The sequence below is a fragment of the Streptomyces sp. NPDC048417 genome (assembly GCF_040651615.1).
In the GTDB taxonomy this organism is placed as follows: Bacteria; Actinomycetota; Actinomycetes; order Streptomycetales; family Streptomycetaceae; genus Streptomyces.
Genome location: NZ_JBEZKI010000010.1, coordinates 65638 through 82721, shown reverse-complemented (window position 1 = coordinate 82721; position 17084 = coordinate 65638). Strand labels below are relative to the sequence as shown.

Sequence of the window (17084 nt, the reverse complement as noted above, 5' to 3'; positions counted from 1 at the left end):
CTCCGTCGCCCGTAGGGCGGGGTGAGTCGTAGACATGACACTCGTCTTCTCCCGGCCCGGGTCAGCTCTTGCCTCGCCTGCTATCCGACCTGGGCGGGTGGACGGGTGGCAGACGCCACGTCGGCGACGACCGCGCTCACGTTGTCAGGGCCGCCCACCGAGTTCGCCTCGTCGACCAGCCCCCGTACCGCGTCGCCCGGCTCCAGGCCGCTCCCGCCCAGCAACTCCCGGATCCGTTCGTCGGAGACCACCCTGGTCAGTCCGTCCGAGCACAGCAGGTACCGGTCGCCGCCCCGGGCCTCGTGCAGCTTCAGATCCGGCGTGACCGGCGCACCCCCCGACAGCGCCCTGGCCAGCAGCATCCGCTGCGGATGGCTGTCGGCCTCCGCCGGGGTCAGCCGCCCCTCGTCGATCAGCGACTGCACCACACTGTGGTCGTGCGTGATCCGGAACAGCTCACCGTCCCGCAGCAGATACGCCCGCGAGTCCCCGATGTGCACCAGGGCCAGCCGGGACCCGGTCCACAGCAGCGCGGTGAGGGTCGTACCGACGTCCGTGCTGCCCTCCGCCACGGCCCGCACGGCCTCGTCCGCCGAACGCACCGCGTCCTCCAGGAGGTTCAGCACGTTCCCCGCCGGAAGCTCCGCGTCCTCCAGGAACCTCAGCGCCTCCACGGCGGCGGCACTGGCCCGGGCCCCGGCCGCCCCGCATCCGTCGGCGACGGCCAGCAGCCGGCGCCCCGCGTACACGGTGTCCTGGTTGGCCGGCCGGACATGCCCCCGGTCCGAGTGGGCGGCGTAACGCAACTCCAGCATCTTCGTCGTTTCCCTTCTCGACTCTCCGGACAGGTGGTCGACGAGGAACGCGGCCAGGTCCCGTCGTACGGCGGTCTCCGCCTCGACCCGGGCCCAGTAGGCCCGGATCTCCTGAGCGGCCCGGTCGGCAGGCAACCCGCACACCTCGCGGATCGGCGCCAACGGCATCCCCAGCCGCCGCAGCCAGGCCACCAGCCGGGCACGTTCGAGCTGCTCGGCGGCGTAGTACCGGTAGCCGGTGTCCGGGTCGACCCGGGCGGGTCGCAGCAGATCCAGCTCGTCGTACAGCCGCAGCGCCTTCGGCGACAGCCGGCAGGCCTTCGCGAAGGCGCCGATGGTCAGCCACTTCATGCCGTACCTCGTGTTCCTCGACGTCTGCCACCGATGCTGGGGCTTCACCGAAGGTGAAGGTCAACGGGGCGGCCGCGGTTGCGGTACGGCAGGCAGGAGTGGTTAGCCTGCGGCGGACCGGAAAACCGGCCGACACCAGGACAAGGGAGCTCCCGCCGTGCCCCGAATAGCCCTCGCCACCTACGATCCCGGCGCGCAGCCGAGCAAGGACCAGGATCTGCCGGTGCTGCTGCGCGCGCTGGCCGCCGCGGGGGCGGACGCCGTCGCCCGTCCCTGGGACGACCCCGACGTGGAGTGGGGCGCCTTCGACCTGGTCGTCATCCGCTCCACCTGGGACTACAGCTGGCGCACGGAGGAGTTCCTGCCGTGGGTGGAGCGGGTGGGGAAGGCGACCCGGATCGCGAATCCGGCCGCCGTGGTCCGCTGGAACAGCGACAAGCGGTATCTCGGTGATCTCACGGCGGCCGGTGTGCCCGTCGTGCCGACCCGGTATCTCGCCCCGGGCGACCCGGTCGAGCTGCCGTCCGACCGCGACTTCGTCGTCAAGCCCACCTTCGGCGCCGGCGCCCGGTTCGCCGCCCGCTACACGCCCGGCGAGCACGGGACGGCCGTACGGCACCTGGCCCGGATGCACGACGAGGGGCTGACCGCGATGGTCCAGCCGTACGTCGCCGGGATCGACGTCAGCGGCGAGCGGGCGCTGCAGTTCTTCGGCGGGCGGCTGCTGCACGCCAGCCGCAAGCGGGCCGTCCTCACCCCGGGCACGGCCTACGACGCGGACAAGGTCGCCCACCCCGACCTGGAGAGGTGGACCCCCACCCCGGCCGAACTGGCGGTCGCGGAGCGCGCGTTGGCCGCCGTGCCGGAGGCGCCAGAGCTGCTGTGCGCCCGGGTGGACCTGGTCGACGGGGCGGACGGACAGCCGCAGGTGATGGAGCTGGAACTGGTCGAGCCGAACCTGTTCCTGTTCCTGCACCCGGGGTCGGTGGACGCGGTGGCGGAGGCGGTCCTCACCGCGGCCCGTCGATGACCGCGGTGCGCTGGAGCAGGCCCCAGGTGAACTCCGCGACCACCTGACGGCCGTCCGGCACGGTGAAGGTGAGGCCCCAGCGGGTGGGGGCCGTGCCCTCCAGGGGGCGGGCGGGGGCGAAGGCGCGGGCGGCCTCGTCGACCGTGCAGGACCAGGGGGTGAGGTCCTCGAGGGTCTCCAGCTTCGGGGCGGGGGCGCCGGGGGCACGGACCAGCCATTCGTTCCAGACCGCGCCGCCGGGGCCGAGCAGGATCTCGAAGCGCAGGGTGGGCCAGAGGGGGAGCGGCCACTGCCAGGCCATGCACTCCAGGTCGCCGACGGTGCGTTTGCTCTCGGAGTCGGGCGGGCCGAGGACCGAGCGGTAGCGGGCGGCAGCGGCGCGGGAGCGGGGCGAGCGGACCATCGCCTGCCACCGCTTGTTGGCCTCGCGCATGTCCGCGATCGACGCGCCCAGTTCACGCCGGGCGTCCTCGACGAGGTCCGGGTTGTGGTCGGCCATACGGCGCAGCAGCACCAGCTGGAAGTCCAGTCGCATGGCACCCATGGTGCACATACCGGTCCCCGGCTGGTTCCCGGCCATTGCCCGGGCAATCCTCGGTGGCTAGCCTGTGTTCGTCATGCCGATCGCCTGTTGATATCTCGAACGTTCCCGCAGCTTTGACGATTTTGACGATATCTGGCGCTTAGACCCAAGGGAGGGGGCCGGACGTGGGACGCCTTGTGCCTGCCGTGACCCGGGCTCTCGACATTCTTGAGCTCTTCCTCGACGGGGACGGGACTCTCTCCGCCCCTGACATAGTGCGCAGACTCCAGCTGCCGCGCACCACCGTGCACGAGTTGGTGACCACGCTCTCCGCCCGGTCGTACATCGTGCCCGTACCCGGACAGCCCGGACGATACCGGCTCGGCGTCCGCCCGTACCAGCTCGGCAGCCGGTACGCCGAGCAGCTCGACCTCGCCGCCGAAGGCCAGCAGGTCGCCCGGTCCGTCGCCGAGACCTGTGACGAGACCGTCCATGTGGCGATCCTCGAAGGCACCGACGTCATCTACATCGCCAAGGTCGACTCCACGCACGCGGTCCGCATGGTCTCCGCCGCCGGCCGCCGCCTCCCCGCCCACTGCACCTCGGTCGGCAAGATGCTGCTGGCCTCGCTGTCGGAGCAGGAGCTGTCCGCGCGCATCCCGGACGACGCCGACCTCGTCGCGATGACCCCGAACAGCATCACCGAGCCGGACGCGCTGCGCGAGGCCCTCACCGGGATCCGGGCGCGTGGCATCGCGGTGGAGAGCCGGGAGTCCAATCCTGACGTCTCCTGTGTCGCCGCGCCGGTCCGCGACCGCACCGGCCAGGTCGTCGCGGCGATGTCCATCTCCGTCCCGATGATCCGCTGGAGCGACGAGCGCCGCGACGAGCTGGAGCAGCTCGCGGCCAAGGGCGCCGCCGAACTCTCCGAGCGCCTCGGCCACCGGAGCGTGGCATGACGACGGCACACACGCCCCGCACGGCGTACGAGGTCGCGGTGGCGGCGGAGGCGACGCTCGGTGAGGGCCCGACGTGGGACGCGGCGACCGGCCGCCTCGTCTGGATCGACGTCCTGGGCGCGCGGATCCACACGTACGACCCGGCCACGGGCGGTCGTACGATCCGCAGCGCCGAGCAGCACATCGGCGCGGTCAAGCCCCGCGCGAACGGCGGCCTGGTCCTCAACCTCCGCGACGGCGTCGGGCTCCTCGACCCCGACGACACGTTCCGCTGGCTCCACCGCGAGCCGGTTCCCGGACGCCGCGCCAACGACGCGGCGGTGGCGCCGGACGGCTCCCTGTGGGCGGGCACGATGCGCTACGACGAGACGGTGGGCGGTGGCACGCTGTCCCGGGTGACCGGCGACGGCTCGGTCACCACCCTGCTGCCCGATGTCACGGTCAGCAACGGGACGGGCTGGAGCCCGGACGGCAGCCGCGTGTACTACGTCGACACGCCGACGTGCCGGGTGGACGTCTTCGACTACGACGGCGAACTCCCCGTCAACCGGCGCCCGTTGGTGACCATCGAGGAGGGTGCCGGGTTCCCCGACGGGCTGACGGTCGACGCGGAGGGCTGTGTGTGGGTGGCGCTGTGGGGCGGGGGAGCGGTGCGCCGCTACACGCCTGACGGCGAGCTGGACCGGGTGATCAGCCTGCCGGCGTCGCTGACGACGGCCTGTGCGTTCGGCGGCGCCGATCTGACCGACCTGTACGTCACGACGGCACGGGTGGGGCTGGACCGGCCGCATCCGACGGCGGGTTCCCTGCTGGTGATTCCGGGGGCCGGGAAGGGAGTCGCCCAACCGGCGTTCCAGGGGTAGCGGTTGCCTCGACCGTCCATGCGGCTGCGGGTGCGTGGGGGCTGATCGCGCAGTTGCCCGCGCCCTTTGCGGGGCGCCGCGCGGCCGCGCCTACAGAATCACGACCGTCCATGCGGCTGCGGGTGCGTGGGGGCTGATCGCGCAGTTCCCCGCGCCCCTTGCGGGGCGCCGCGCGGCCGCGCCTACAGAACCCCCGCCGCCTTCAGCTCCTCCGCGGTCAGCGGGGGGCGGGTCAGCTGCGGTCTCAGCGGGCCCACCAGCGCGCCCAGCACCACACCCGGCGCCAGCAGCACCTCCGCGCCCCGCTCCAGTGCCGTCACGTCCGTCACCCGGCGGGCGATCCGGCCGTTCCCGGTCGCCGTGTACAGGAGCCGGTCCACGTACGCCTGCGCCAGCCGGTCCCGCAGTGTCGGCCCGTTCTTCGTCGCGCCGGGGTAGAACACGTCCGCCCCCGTCGACAGTTCCCAGGCCGCCCGCGCCGGCCGGCTCACCGCCTTCTGGAGGGACCGGGCGAGCCCGGGTGCGCCCCAGCCCTGACGCCGTATCACGTTCCCCACAGCGAGGGCCTCTTGCGCGGCCACCGACATCCCGTGCCCGTACACGGGGTTGAGCGCGCACACCGCGTCGCCGAGGACGATGAGGTTCTCCGGCCAGGCCTGGGCCCGTTCGTAGAAGTGGCGCCGGTTGGCCGTCGTACGGGTCACCGACACGTCGGTCAACGGTTCGGCGTTCGTGAGGAGTTCGGCGATGACGGGGTGGGCCAGTTCCTCCCGGGCGTAGCGCAGGAAGTCGCCGGCGTCGGCGCCCGGTTCGCCGCCCCGGCTGCCGTGGAGGGTGACCAGCCACCGGCCGTTCTCGATCGGCATCAGGACGCCGCCGCGTCCAGGACGGCCGCCCTGCGGGCTCGCCTGGAGGTTGACGATCGGGAAGCCGGTACGGACCGTCTCCGCCGGGGCCCGGAACATCCGGCTGGCGTAGGCGATACCGGAGTCGACCTCACGGAACTCGGGGGCGGGCAGGCCGAGTTCGGCCAGCCAGGCGGGTGTGCGGGAGCCGCGGCCGGTGGCGTCGACGACCAGTCCGGCGGTGCGCACGTGCTCCGCGCCGGAGTCGAGCGACCGCAGCCGTACGCCCGTGACGGCGAGGTCCGTGCCGAGCAGGCCCACCGCCTCGGTCCGCGGCAGCAGTTCGATGCGGTCGTCGGCGAGCACCCGCTCCCGCACCACCCAGTCCAGCAGGTCCCGGCTGCCCGGCAGCATGAACGCCGACTCCGCCCAGCGCCGGTACCAGCCCTGCGGGGAGAGGGCCACCATGTCCGTGGTCACCGGCAGCCGCCGTATCCCCGCCGAACGCAGCCGCCCGATGGTGCCGGGCAGCAGTTCCTCCAGGGCGCGTGCGCCGCCGGACCACAGCTGGTGGACGTGCCGGGCCTGCGGGAGTCCCTTGCGCGGTTCCGGTCCGGCGGGCAGCGCGTCGCGCTCCACGACCACGACCCGGTCCGTGCAGGGGGCGAGCGCCCGGGCCGCGAGCAGCCCGGCGAGGGAGCCGCCGAGGACGACGGCGGTGCGGTCAGTCATGAAGGGCAACGCTCTCTGCTGGGGCGGTCGCACGTTCCCGTACCGCCTCGATCCGGTCGGGGTGGCGCAGCGCCCGGGAAACCGCCCCGATCTCCTGGAGGAGGTGGGTGGCGTCCGGGCCGTCGGCCGCGTCGGCGGGCTCGGGGGTACGGTCCCGGGTGCCGACGGCGTTCAGGATGCTGACCGCGGAGGCCAGCGCCCGGGCCTGCTCGGGCGGGTGGCCGAGGCCGAGCGCGGCGTCGTAGGAGCGCCGGTCGAGGTCGGCGTCGATGCGCCGGGTCAGGGGCAGCAGCACGTCCCGGATGAACGTCTCGCGCCGGGTCAGCCGCAACTCGGGCGTGGCGCGCAGCACGAAGGGGACGCCGTCGCCGTGCACGGTCCGGGTCAGCTGGTACAGCGGCCGCAGCTCGTGGTGGGCGAGCCGGATCCGCCAGCGGTCGTGGAGGTACTGGCCGGCGTGCGGGAGGATGAAGCCGACGGCGATGTTGATCGCGGACAGGGCGGCGACGGGCGGGGCCAGGCTGGTGCTGAGCCAGTCCAGGTCCCTGCCGCACCAGCGGGCGGTGACCGCGACCAGCTTGCAGGCGTCGAAGATCAGGTTCAGGACGTAGCCGACGCCGAGCAGCTTCAGCCCCCAGCGCAGCCAGGCGTCCAGGCCCTCGGTGCGCACCCAGTTCCAGATCAGCCGTGAGGTGATGAGACAGGCCACGCAGTGGGCGACGAGGTAGAGCAGGATCTCCTCGCGCATGAAGGGGGTGGTGGCGTAGTACGTGTCCAGGTCCCGGAGCCGTTCCAGCGGTGCGTCGGCGAGCGCGAACAGCAGCCACAGTGCGGCGATCACCGAGGAGTAGCCGACGATCACCCAGCGCATCGCGCGCCGGGTGGCGGCCGAGCGGTCGGCGAGCCCGTTGCGCCAGGCGATGATCAGCAGCAGACAGGAGCCGCCGAACGCGGTGATGAGCGAGTACGCCCAGGGCGCGGAGATGTTGGGGACGCCGGTCCACCGGTTCACGGTGGCGATCGTCGACGGCGTGCAGAACACGAACACCGCGCAGGCGAGCAGCAGCAGTCCGCCGACCGCGCGCAGCAGCGGGTCGCGCCACAGCCGGATGATGGTGGGCAGTTTGAGCACCAGGGCGGTGGTCAGCACCGCGGTGGGGATCCAGAAGGAGATGTAGAGCTCGCTGAGCAGCCCCGAGGGGTTCGCTGCCGCCAGGGGGGTGGTCACCGTGCCGCTCCGCCGCGTCCGCGGTAGCCGAGGGTGCGCTGGACGGGGCCGGACGGGGAGCGGCGCGGCTGCTCGACATAGGGCCGGAAGGCGGTCGCCAGCCGGTACCCGAACTCGTCGGCCTCGGCCTCGTCGGACTCCCGGGAGCCGTTGCGCGCGGCCGCCGTCAACGCGGTGTCCCGCCAGCCGGGCTGCCCGGCCAGCGCGCGTGCCGCCTCCGGGCCGATCCCGTGGTGATGGCGGTGGCCGGTGTGCAGATGCCACAACTCATGGCCAAGGATGACCAGTTGCTGCACGGCCTCGGCCCGCTCCTCGACGATGACCAGGTCGAAGTCCTGGAACTCCACCCACAGTCCGGTGACCTCGATCTCGTCCGGGAACCGCTCGAACCGCAGCTCCACCGGCCGCCCGCCGCGCCGCGCGGTCATCTCCTCGCACAGCGCCCGGCACAACTCGCCCACCCCGGCCGGCTGTCGGGGCCGGGCGCGGACGGCGGCGGTGAGGCCGGTGGCGAGGGCGCGCATCTGTGCGCCCGGCCGGGCGTACCGCAGTCTCGCGGCGATCCCGGCCCACCGGTGCCCCGCGCCGGCCAAGTCCATCGCTCCCCCTTCGCACCGCCCCACGACGGTCCCGCGCCGCGTCGGCCCGTCCGAGATTACGCGTCCGGATGTGTCCGCGTCATGCGATCCGACGGCGGTGGTTCACCTCGGAACGACCCACCGGTGCGGGAAAGTCCCGCCGGACCCATTGACGCGCAAACGCTTCGATTTTACGGTCCCGTTCGAAGTTACGAGCGCAAGTCGAAATACCGAACAAATGATACGAGCAAGTGATACGAGCAAGTTCCTCGAAGGTAAGGGCAGGCAATGGGACGACCTGGCCTCAGTCGCAGGCAACTACTGGGCGCGGCGGGCGGATTGGCGGTGGCGGCGAGCTTCGGCTTCGCGGCCCTCGGCTCCGGAGCCGACGCGCTCGCCTCCACCGCGCGCACCCGCGTCCGCTACTGGAACCTCTTCAGCGGCGGCGACGGCTACAACATGATCGCGATGCTGGACGCCTTCCGTAAGGCGCACCCGGACATCGCGGTCAAGGATTCCACCCTCCAGTGGGGCAATCCCTTCTACACCAAGCTCGCCATGGCGGCCGCCGGCAACCGCGCACCGGACCTCGGCGTCATGCACATCGGCCGGGTCGCCGGCTTCGCGCCGGGCCGCCTCCTGGACGCCTGGGACGTCGACCTGCTCGCCGAGTACGGCCTGCGGCAACAGGACTACAACCCCGGGCTGTGGCAGCGCGGCCTCATCGACGGCAAGCTCTACGCCCTGCCGCTCGATGTCCACGTCCAGCTCTGCTTCTACCGCAAGGACGTGCTGAAGAAGGCGGGCCTGCTCGGCTCCGACGACCGGATCGTGCCCATCACGTCCACCGACGACTGGTTCGGTGTGCTCAAGGAGGCCAAGAAGGCGACCAGGAAGGGCCTGCAGACCATCGGCCTGTGGATCAACGACCAGAACTTCCAGTGGTGGTTCTTCGTCGCCTTCTACACCCAGCTCGGCGGCACCTGGTTCAACGACGCCGACACCGAGGTCACCTTCGACACCGACAAGGCCACCCAGGTCCTGGAGTTCCTGCGTCGGCACGTCACCGACGGATACGCCGACCCGACCATGGGGTCCGTCGGCGCCGAACAGTTCATCAACGGCGCCCCGTTCGCCTGGGAGGGCAACTGGTCGGTGCCCGTCTACAACGCGGCGAAGCTCGACTACGGCGCGATCCCGCTGCCGCCCGTCTTCGGCAGGCAGGCCACCCACGCCGAGTCGCACTCCTTCGTCCTGCCGCACCAGTCCGACCGCGGCGGCGCCACCGACGAGGCGGCCCACCGGCTCGCCGCCTACGTCGTCACCCACGCCCGGCAGTGGGCGGCCGGCGGCCACATCCCGGCGTACACGCCGACCCTGTCGACGGCCGCGTACAAGAAGCTGTACCCGCAGAACGAGTACGTGTCGGCCATGGACCACCAGGCCAACGAGCCCAAGGTGTGGTTCGCGGGCTCCACCGGCATCCTCGCCCAGCGCGTCGGCCCGATCGTCGTCTCCTCGACGCTCGGCTCCGCCAAGCCCGACGCGGCGGCCGGCCGGATGAAGAGCGAGCTCGCCAAGCTGCTCGCGATGAAGAACCCCATGGACGGCAGGACCGCCGCGCAGGGAGGTACGGCCGCATGACGACCGCCGAGACCGTTCTCGCCCCGGCACGCGCCAGGACCGCCGCCGACAGCGCCACCGTCCGCCGCAGGCCGGGTTTCCAGCACGGCGGCTGGTTCGTGGCGCCCTTCCTCCTCCTCTTCGCCCTCTTCGTGATCTGGCCGCTGCTGCGCGGCATCTACCTCAGCCTCACGGACGCCAACATCACCGGCGCGGGCGAGAGCTTCATCGGCCTCGACAACTACCGCGAGGCCCTCAAGGACCCGCTGATGTGGGACGCCCTCGGCCACAGCGCGTACTTCACGCTGCTGGTCGTCCCCTGCATCACGGTCCTCGCCTTCCTCCTCGCGATGCTCGCCCACCACATCGAGCGCGGGAAATGGCTGTGGCGGCTGTGCTTCTTCGTGCCCTTCCTCCTCCCCTCCACCGTCGCCGGCAACCTCTGGCAGTGGCTGTTCAACCCCGGCACGGGAATGATCAACCACGTGTTCGGCATCGACACACCGTGGCTCACCGACAAGTCGTACGCGATGCTCGCCATCGTCATCGAGACCCTGTGGTGGACGGCCGGCTTCAGCTTCCTGCTCTACCTGGCCGCGCTCCAGTCCATCCCCGCCCACCTCTACGAGGCCGCGAAGCTGGACGGCGCGAACGCCTGGCACCGCGCGGTCCACATCACGCTCCCCATGCTGCGCAACATCACCGGCCTGGTCGTCGCCCTGCAGATCCTCGCCTCGCTCCAGGTCTTCGACCAGGCCGTGGTCATGATGGACTTCGGCCCCGGACCGGAGAACTCGACCCGCACCTTCGTGCAGTACACCCTCGAAGAGGGCTTCACCAGCTACCGCGTGGGCTACGCCTCCGCGATCTCCGTCATCTTCTTCGTGATCATCGCCGCCGTCGCCCTCGCGAGGATGTGGCTGCTGCGCAACCGCACCGAGGAGGCCACCCGATGACCACGGCCGTACCGCACCGCAAGTCCACCTGGACGCCCAGCCAGATCGTCCTCACCCTCCTCGGCGCGGCCGTCTCCGTCGTCTTCCTCGCCCCGCTCGCCTGGGGGCTGTTCACCTCCCTCAAGTCGGAGACCGAGGCCGTCGAGGTGCCGCCGCACTGGCTGCCCGAGCACTGGACGGGCCAGGCGTGGCGGGCGCTCTTCGACACCGGCAACATCACCGACTGGTTCGTGAACTCCCTGGTCGTCTCGGTCTGCGTGACGTCGATCGTCCTCTTCGTCAGCGCCCTCGCCGGATACGGCTTCGCCCGCACCGAGTTCCGCGGCAAGGGCCCGCTGCTGGCCCTGGTCATGTCCGGCCTCATGGTCTCCCCGGCCGTCCTCGGTGTCCCCCTCTTCACCACCGTCCAGCAGATGGGCATGGTCGACACCTACTGGGGCATGATCCTGCCCCAGTGCGCCCCCGCCGCCATGGTCTACATCCTCTACAAGTTCTTCCAGGGCGTTCCGCGCGAGCTGGAGGAGGCGGCCTTCATCGACGGCGCGGGCCGCTGGCGGGTCTTCTTCACGATCGTCCTCCCGCTCTCCCGGCCCTCCCTCGCCGCGGTCGGCATCTTCACCTTCATCGCCTCGTGGAACAACTTCCTGTGGCCCTACATGGTGACCAACAACCCCGACCTGATGACCATGCCGAACGGCATCGCGACCGTCATGAACTCCTACGGCATCCAGTGGGCCCAGCTCATGGCCGGCGGCCTCATGGCGGGCCTGCCGCTGATCGTCGTCTTCGTCTTCTTCCAGCGCCAGATCGTGGCGGGCGTCGCCCACACGGGCCTGGCCGGCCAGTGAGGAGCCCGAGTTGAAGCGCTTCCCCAGAGTCGCCGCCCTGCTCGCGGCGGCGACGATCGCCCTCCTCCCCGCCACCGCCTCCGCCGACGTCACCTACCCCGACCCCCTTCCCCTGACCGGCCAGCAGATCATCCACGACCCCACGGTCCACCGGCTCGGCGACGGCCGGTACGTCGCCTACTCCACCGGTGGCATCATCGGCGCCCGCCTCTCCACGAACCTCCACGACTGGACCGACGCGGGCAACGCCTTCACCACACCGCCGAGCTGGTGGTACGACTACAACTCCACCGCCGACCCCTGGGCCCCCGACCTCTCCTACCGCGACGGCCGCTACTGGCTCTACTACGCGGTCTCCTCCTGGGGCACCAACCACTCCGCGATCGGCGTGGCCACCTCCCCGTCCGGCCTCCCCGGCACCTGGACCGACCACGGCAAGGCGTTCTCGTCGGAGACGACGGACTCCTGGAACGCCATCGACCCGGCGGTCGTCCGGGCCGACGGCAAGCTGTGGATGGCGTTCGGCTCGTACTGGACGGGCATCCGCATGGTGGAGCTGAACCCGCGCACGGGGAAGGCGATCCCCGGCGCCGCCGTCGCCCACCTCGCCACCCGCCCCGACGCCCCCTACGCCGTCGAGGGCGCCTCGATCCTCCACCACGGCCGCTACTACTACCTTTTCGCGTCCTACGACGCCTGCTGTGCCGGAGTGAACTCCACCTACAAGATCAGGGTGGGCCGCTCGACGTCAGTGACGGGCCCGTACACCGACAGCACGGGCACACCGATGCTGAACGGCGGGGGCGACCTGCTGCTGGCGAGCCACGGCAGGTACATAGGCCCGGGCGGCGAATCAACGTTCAGCGCCCACGACGGAACATGGCTGGCGTACCACTACTACGACGCGGCCGACAACGGCACCCCGAAGCTGGGGCTCAACCCCTTGGGCTGGACAAAGGACGGCTGGCCCAGAGTCTTTTAGGGGCGCGGGGCTGTGTCCGTTTGCGGCTCCGCCGCGTGGGCGCGACCAGCCACGAACCACCCGCACTCGCCCACGATTCAGAAACAACCCACCCCGAAAGGCGAACATTGCGCACCGCCCGCTTCACCCTCGACCCGGCCTTCACCATCGGCGAAGTCAACCCCCGCCTCTTCGGCTCCTTCGTCGAGCACCTGGGCCGCTGCGTCTACACCGGCATCTTCGAGCCGACCCACCCCACGGCCGACGCCGAAGGCCTCCGCACCGACGTCCTCGACCTGGTCCGCGAACTCGGCGTCACCGCCCTCCGCTATCCCGGCGGCAACTTCGTCTCCGGCTACAAGTGGGAGGACTCGGTCGGTCCGGTCGAGGAGCGCCCGCGCCGCCTCGACCTCGCCTGGCGGTCGACGGAGACCAACCGCTTCGGGCTCGGCGAGTACATCGCCTTCCTGAAGAAGGTCGGCCCGCAGGCCGAGCCCATGATGGCGATCAACCTCGGCACGCGGGGCGTGGCGGAGGCCCTGGAACTCCAGGAGTACGCCAACCAGCCCTCCGGAACCGCCCTGTCGGACCTCCGCGCCGCCCACGGCGACAAGGACCCCTTCGGCATCAGGCTCTGGTGTCTGGGCAACGAGATGGACGGCCCCTGGCAGACCGGCCACAAGACCGCCGGGGAGTACGGCCGCATCGCCGCCGAGACCGCCCGCGCCATGCGCCAGATGGACCCCTCCGTGGAACTGGTCGCCTGCGGTTCCTCCAGCCAGTCCATGCCGACCTTCGCCGAGTGGGAGGCGACGGTCCTCGCGGAGACGTACGACCTGGTCGACTACATCTCCCTGCACGCCTACTACGAGCCCCAGGACGGCGACGTCGACTCCTTCCTGGCCTCCGCCGTCGACATGGAGTCCTTCATCGAGAACGTGGTCGCCACCTGTGACCACGTGGGCGCCAGGCTGAAGTCCCAGAAGAAGATCAACCTCTCCTTCGACGAGTGGAACGTCTGGTACACCTCGAAGTGGCATGCGATCGAGAACTCCGACGCGCGGGACTGGCCCGAGGCCCCCCGCCTCCTGGAGGACAACTACAGCGTCCTGGACGCGGTGGTGTTCGGCTCCCTCCTCATCGCGCTGCTCCGGCACGCCGACCGCGTCACCGTGGCCTGCCTGGCCCAGCTGGTCAACGTCATCGCCCCGATCATGACGGAGCCCGGCGGCCCGGCCTGGCGCCAGACGACGTTCTTCCCCTTCGCCCAGGCGTCGCGGCACGGCCGGGGCCAGGTGCTGGACGTGCGCGTGGACTCACCGACGTACGACACGAAGAAGTACGGCGAGACGAGCCTGCTGCACGCGACGGCGGTCAGGGCCGACGACGGCACGGTGACCGTCTTCGCCGTCAACCGCAGCCAGACCGAAGCCCTGCCCCTGGAAATCGCCCTGAGCGGCCTGGGCCTGACCCAGGTGGCCGAACACAGCGTCCTGGCGGACCAGGACCCCGATGCCCGCAACACGCTGGAGGACCCGGAGCGGGTGGCGCCGCACCAGGCTGACGGCACAGCTCTGCAGGACGGCGTCCTCACCGCAGCTCTGGAACCCCTGTCCTGGAATGTGATCCGCCTGGCGTAAAGGGCCCCGTAAGGGGCGCGGGGCTGTACCCGTGTGCGGCTCCGCCGCGTGGGCGCGCTCAGCCCCCACCGGCCCGCAGTCAACGACCGGGGGAGGGAACCGTCTCCACGGAAACTCCTCCGGCCGCACTCCCCAGCAACTCCAGCCGGACCGCACCAGGCCCGAACTCGCTCGTACCGTCCGAAAGCACGGCCAGGGCCAGCGTATTGGCCCCCCGGGTCCGCAGAATCCCGTTCGGCAGCACGAACGTGTGCTGCGGGCCCACATCGTTGATGTACTGCCCGAGGTTCCAGCCGTTCAGGAAGATCTGCACCCGGTAGGCCCGCGCCGGATCGTCCTCCAGGACCAGCCCCACCGACGCGTCGACCCCGTCCGGCACGGCCAGCTTGAAGCCGGTGCGGTACCAGGTGACGCCCATCCCCTGGTCCGCGCGCGGGAGTTCGGCCGGTTCCCACCCGCCGTCGGCGAACCCGGGCAGATGCCAGCCCTCCCGCTCCCCGTAGAGCCCGCCGTTGTTCAGCGGCCCCCGCACCGGATCGGGCGCGGTCTCGCCCTGGATCCGCCAACTCACCTTCGGCGAGGCGCCCTTGAAGGTCACGGCGGTCAGGCCGCGGGCCACCTTGTGGGTGTCCAGGGAACGGCCGTCCATGTCGTGCTGCATCCGCCGCACCAGCACGGACAGCACATGCCGCCGCTGCTCGCGCTGTGCCTTCTCCGCGTCCTTCTGAGACACCATCTGAGACGCCTGCTCCGCCTCCTTCTTCCACTTCTTCTGCAGCCCGGCGACGGAGAACTCGGCCGTGGCCGCCCAGCTGCCCTGCCGGACCGTCTTCGTGTCCGGCACCGGCATCCGGTGCGAACCGAGCGGCTTCCCGTCCAGCCAGGCCATCAGCATGCCCTGGGTGCCCGTGCTGTAGGCGAGGGAGAGGGACTCCAGGTCCTCGAAGTCGCCGTCCACCCGCGCCCGGTACCAGACGTCCCCGTAGTGGAAGCCGTAGTCGTCGGCGAACAGCACCGGCTGACCGTCCGGGACGGGCGTCGTACTGAACGACGTCCTCTTGTCCGCGACCACCCACGACGAGTCGTCGAAGGCCGCCGCCGACTCGGGGTTCTCGGCCTTGCGGCGCCAGCCGGCCAGGACCGGCAGCGCCGGCTTCGGCGCCCCCGCCAGATCCGACATGGCGACCAGGCTCTCCGAGAGGCCCACCCGGGTCTGTACCGGCCGCCCGTTCCAGGTGACCGAGGTGATCCCGCGCGGCCCCCACACCTCCACACCGCTCGGCCCGACCGTGTCCCCGGTGAGCTGCACGGTCCCCCCGCTGAGCTTCGCGTGCCGCAGCACCGCCGGGCCGTAGACCAGCAGGGTGCCGGACGGGGTGTCGTACGGGAACAGCCGTAGCGAGGTCGCGTCGTCGGCGAAGAGCAGCAGCAGCGGGGTGTCGCTCTCGCCGCGCTGCACCAGGACCCGGGTGAGCCCGCCCTGGCCGAGCGGCGCGGTGACATGCAGGACGCCCTGGTCGTACACCCAGGCCGCCTCGGCGTCCAGGCGCTGGACGAAGGGCTCGGACGGGCACTCGAGGACCAGGTGTGCCATCTCGCCGTACCGGCCGGTGAACAGGGCGATGTCCTGCCGGCCGGCGGTGAACACGGCCATCGGCTGGGCGGTGGCGTACCGCAGCTTCCGCTTGCCGAGGGAGAGCCCGGTGGTGATGAGCCGGGCGTCCTTGGCCGGGACGGTGACCTCGATCTCGTCACCCCCGTCCCGCTTGTGGGTCTTCAGGGTGGACGTCACCTCGCTCGCACCGTCGTTGCGCAGCACGTACACATGTGCCTGGGTGTCCGGGTTGGTGAGGTGGTACGTCTTCAGCCCGTCCGCGTGGACGTCCGCGGCGCGCTCCAGCTTGGCGAAGTCCGGGACGCGTTGCAGGAGGTGGCCGAGCTGGTGCATCGGCGCGATCTTCGGGGTGACGTTGCGGGCCTCGTCGATGGCCGCCCCGTAGTCGTACGACGTGTAGACGACCGGCGCCGGCAGCCAGCCCCAGTTCGTGCCGCCGTAGGTCATGTAGACGTTGTGCAGGGTGATGCCGTTGGCGAGGTTGGTGAGGTAGAAGCGGCGTTCGTAGGCCGCGTCCCGGGTGAGCCGGGACTCGGCGTACCCCTTGCCCCCGAACTCGACCCCGCCCCACGGATCGAACCAGCCGCCCCCGAACTCCGGTACGAACCCGGGCGTACGAGGGCTGGCGGTCGCGCCGCCCTTGAGGCCGCCGATCCCGAAGTCGCCCCAGTCCGGCGGGGTCTGGGTGGGAGCGGGGTAGCCGTCGAAGCCGTACAGCCACTTCCCCCTCTCGCCGCCGGTGTCGAAGGAGCCGGGGATCCAGTAGCCGTTGCGGCCCTTGTCGTTGTGGAAGAGGGGGACGTGGATGCCGTCCGCCCGCACCTTCTTGTACAGGTGGGACATGTAGGCGGGGCCGGCCGGGTCGGCGACGTGGCCGTCGTACTCGTTCTCGATCTGGTAGAGGAGGACGCTTCCGCCGCCGTCCGTGAGCTGGTGGCGGCGCACGATGCGGTTGACGGCCGTCAGCCACGCGTCGACGTGCCCGAGGTAGGTCGGGTCGGTGGTGCGGGCCGCGCCCTGCGTGGCGGTGAGCCAGCCGGGGAAGCCTCCGGCGTCGACCTCGGCGTTGATGTAGGGGCCGGGGCGGAGGATGACGTACAGCCCGGTCTCGGCGGCCGTGCGCAGGAACAGGTCCAGGTCGCGGACGCCGGTGAAGTCGTACCTGCCGGGCGCGGGGGAGTGGTAGTTCCACGCCACGTAGATGCTGACGGTGTTGTAGCCGTGCGCCCGCATCTTCTCCAGCACGTCCCGCCACAGGGACGGGCTCGGGAGCCGGAAGGGATGCAGTTCGCCGGACCACACCACCAGCCGCCGGCCGTCGACGACCAGGGAGTAGTGGTCGTAGCCGATCGTGTGCCGTCGTCCGTCGGCGCGCGGCGGGGCGGGGGGCGGCCCGGTCGGCACGGTGCGGGCCGCGTACGCCGAAGCCGCCCCCGGCCCGCCGCTGCCGCCCAGGGCGAAACCGAGCGCGGCCGAGCCGGCGAGGGCACTGAAGGTACGTCTGCTGAGCGCCAAGG

General features: G+C 71.3%; 14 protein-coding genes. 8 read left to right on the top strand and 6 right to left on the bottom strand.

All coding sequences use genetic code 11. From position 1 onward, the window contains the following. Positions 1-80: 80 nt before the first annotated feature. Positions 81-1166, bottom strand: coding sequence for a MerR family transcriptional regulator (locus AB0D59_RS17510; protein WP_362565681.1), 1086 nt, complete (start codon positions 1164-1166; stop codon positions 81-83). A gap of 157 nt (positions 1167-1323) precedes the next feature. Between AB0D59_RS17510 and AB0D59_RS17505 the strand changes: the two genes are divergently transcribed. After that, on the top strand, positions 1324-2196 hold the full coding sequence (locus AB0D59_RS17505) for a hypothetical protein (protein ID WP_362565679.1): 873 nt from the start codon (positions 1324-1326) through the stop codon (positions 2194-2196). Here the strand turns inward: AB0D59_RS17505 and AB0D59_RS17500 are convergent. After that, entirely contained in the window at positions 2177-2776 is a 600-nt protein-coding gene (locus tag AB0D59_RS17500; protein ID WP_362565678.1) for a hypothetical protein, read from the bottom strand. The genes AB0D59_RS17505 and AB0D59_RS17500 overlap by 20 nt on opposite strands. 128 nt (positions 2777-2904) lie before the next feature. Between AB0D59_RS17500 and AB0D59_RS17495 the strand changes: the two genes are divergently transcribed. Both AB0D59_RS17495 and AB0D59_RS17490 read left to right on the top strand, forming a co-directional pair. Then, a complete protein-coding gene (locus tag AB0D59_RS17495; protein ID WP_362565676.1) occupies positions 2905-3678 on the top strand; it encodes an IclR family transcriptional regulator in 774 nt (257 codons plus the stop codon). Continuing rightward, the gene (locus AB0D59_RS17490) at positions 3675-4541 is read left to right on the top strand and encodes an SMP-30/gluconolactonase/LRE family protein (RefSeq protein WP_362565674.1); all 867 of its coding nucleotides are present in this window, start codon (positions 3675-3677) and stop codon (positions 4539-4541) included. Before AB0D59_RS17495 ends, AB0D59_RS17490 begins: the two co-directional genes overlap by 4 nt. A 182-nt stretch (positions 4542-4723) precedes the next feature. Here the strand turns inward: AB0D59_RS17490 and AB0D59_RS17485 are convergent, their stop codons facing one another. Genes AB0D59_RS17485 through AB0D59_RS17475 form a run of 3 tightly spaced genes read right to left on the bottom strand, consistent with a single transcriptional unit; the run spans position 4724 to position 7945 of the window. Next, positions 4724-6118, bottom strand: coding sequence for a pyridine nucleotide-disulfide oxidoreductase (locus tag AB0D59_RS17485; RefSeq protein ID WP_362565672.1), 1395 nt, complete (start codon positions 6116-6118; stop codon positions 4724-4726). Then, a complete protein-coding gene (locus AB0D59_RS17480) occupies positions 6111-7346 on the bottom strand; it encodes an MAB_1171c family putative transporter (protein WP_362565670.1) in 1236 nt (411 codons plus the stop codon). The genes AB0D59_RS17485 and AB0D59_RS17480 overlap by 8 nt, the downstream gene beginning before the upstream one ends. Next, the gene (locus tag AB0D59_RS17475) at positions 7343-7945 is read right to left on the bottom strand and encodes a toxin-antitoxin system, toxin component family protein (RefSeq protein WP_362565669.1); all 603 of its coding nucleotides are present in this window, start codon (positions 7943-7945) and stop codon (positions 7343-7345) included. The genes AB0D59_RS17480 and AB0D59_RS17475 overlap by 4 nt, the downstream gene beginning before the upstream one ends. Positions 7946-8212: 267 nt before the next feature. Here AB0D59_RS17475 and AB0D59_RS17470 point away from each other — a divergent pair, with 267 nt between their 5' ends. The 5 genes from AB0D59_RS17470 to AB0D59_RS17450 all read left to right on the top strand — a co-directional run bounded on the left by AB0D59_RS17470 (position 8213) and on the right by AB0D59_RS17450 (position 13952). Next, the gene (locus tag AB0D59_RS17470; RefSeq protein ID WP_362565668.1) at positions 8213-9568 is read left to right on the top strand and encodes an extracellular solute-binding protein; all 1356 of its coding nucleotides are present in this window, start codon (positions 8213-8215) and stop codon (positions 9566-9568) included. After that, on the top strand, positions 9565-10503 hold the full coding sequence (locus AB0D59_RS17465) for a sugar ABC transporter permease (RefSeq protein WP_362565666.1): 939 nt from the start codon (positions 9565-9567) through the stop codon (positions 10501-10503). The genes AB0D59_RS17470 and AB0D59_RS17465 overlap by 4 nt, the downstream gene beginning before the upstream one ends. Further along, positions 10500-11351 (top strand): carbohydrate ABC transporter permease, encoded by an 852-nt coding sequence (locus AB0D59_RS17460; protein ID WP_362565664.1) that lies wholly within the window; start codon positions 10500-10502, stop codon positions 11349-11351. Before AB0D59_RS17465 ends, AB0D59_RS17460 begins: the two co-directional genes overlap by 4 nt. A gap of 10 nt (positions 11352-11361) precedes the next feature. Continuing rightward, on the top strand, positions 11362-12333 hold the full coding sequence (locus AB0D59_RS17455) for an arabinan endo-1,5-alpha-L-arabinosidase (RefSeq protein WP_362565663.1): 972 nt from the start codon (positions 11362-11364) through the stop codon (positions 12331-12333). Positions 12334-12440: 107 nt separating this feature from the next. Further along, positions 12441-13952 carry an alpha-N-arabinofuranosidase gene (locus AB0D59_RS17450; RefSeq protein ID WP_362565661.1) on the top strand — a complete coding sequence of 504 codons (1512 nt, stop codon included), beginning with the start codon at positions 12441-12443 and terminating at the stop codon, positions 13950-13952. Positions 13953-14031: 79 nt separating this feature from the next. Here the strand turns inward: AB0D59_RS17450 and AB0D59_RS17445 are convergent, their stop codons facing one another. Further along, complete coding sequence (locus AB0D59_RS17445) at positions 14032-17082, bottom strand: beta-galactosidase (protein ID WP_362565660.1); 3051 nt, start codon at positions 17080-17082, stop codon at positions 14032-14034. Positions 17083-17084: the final 2 nt, after the last annotated feature.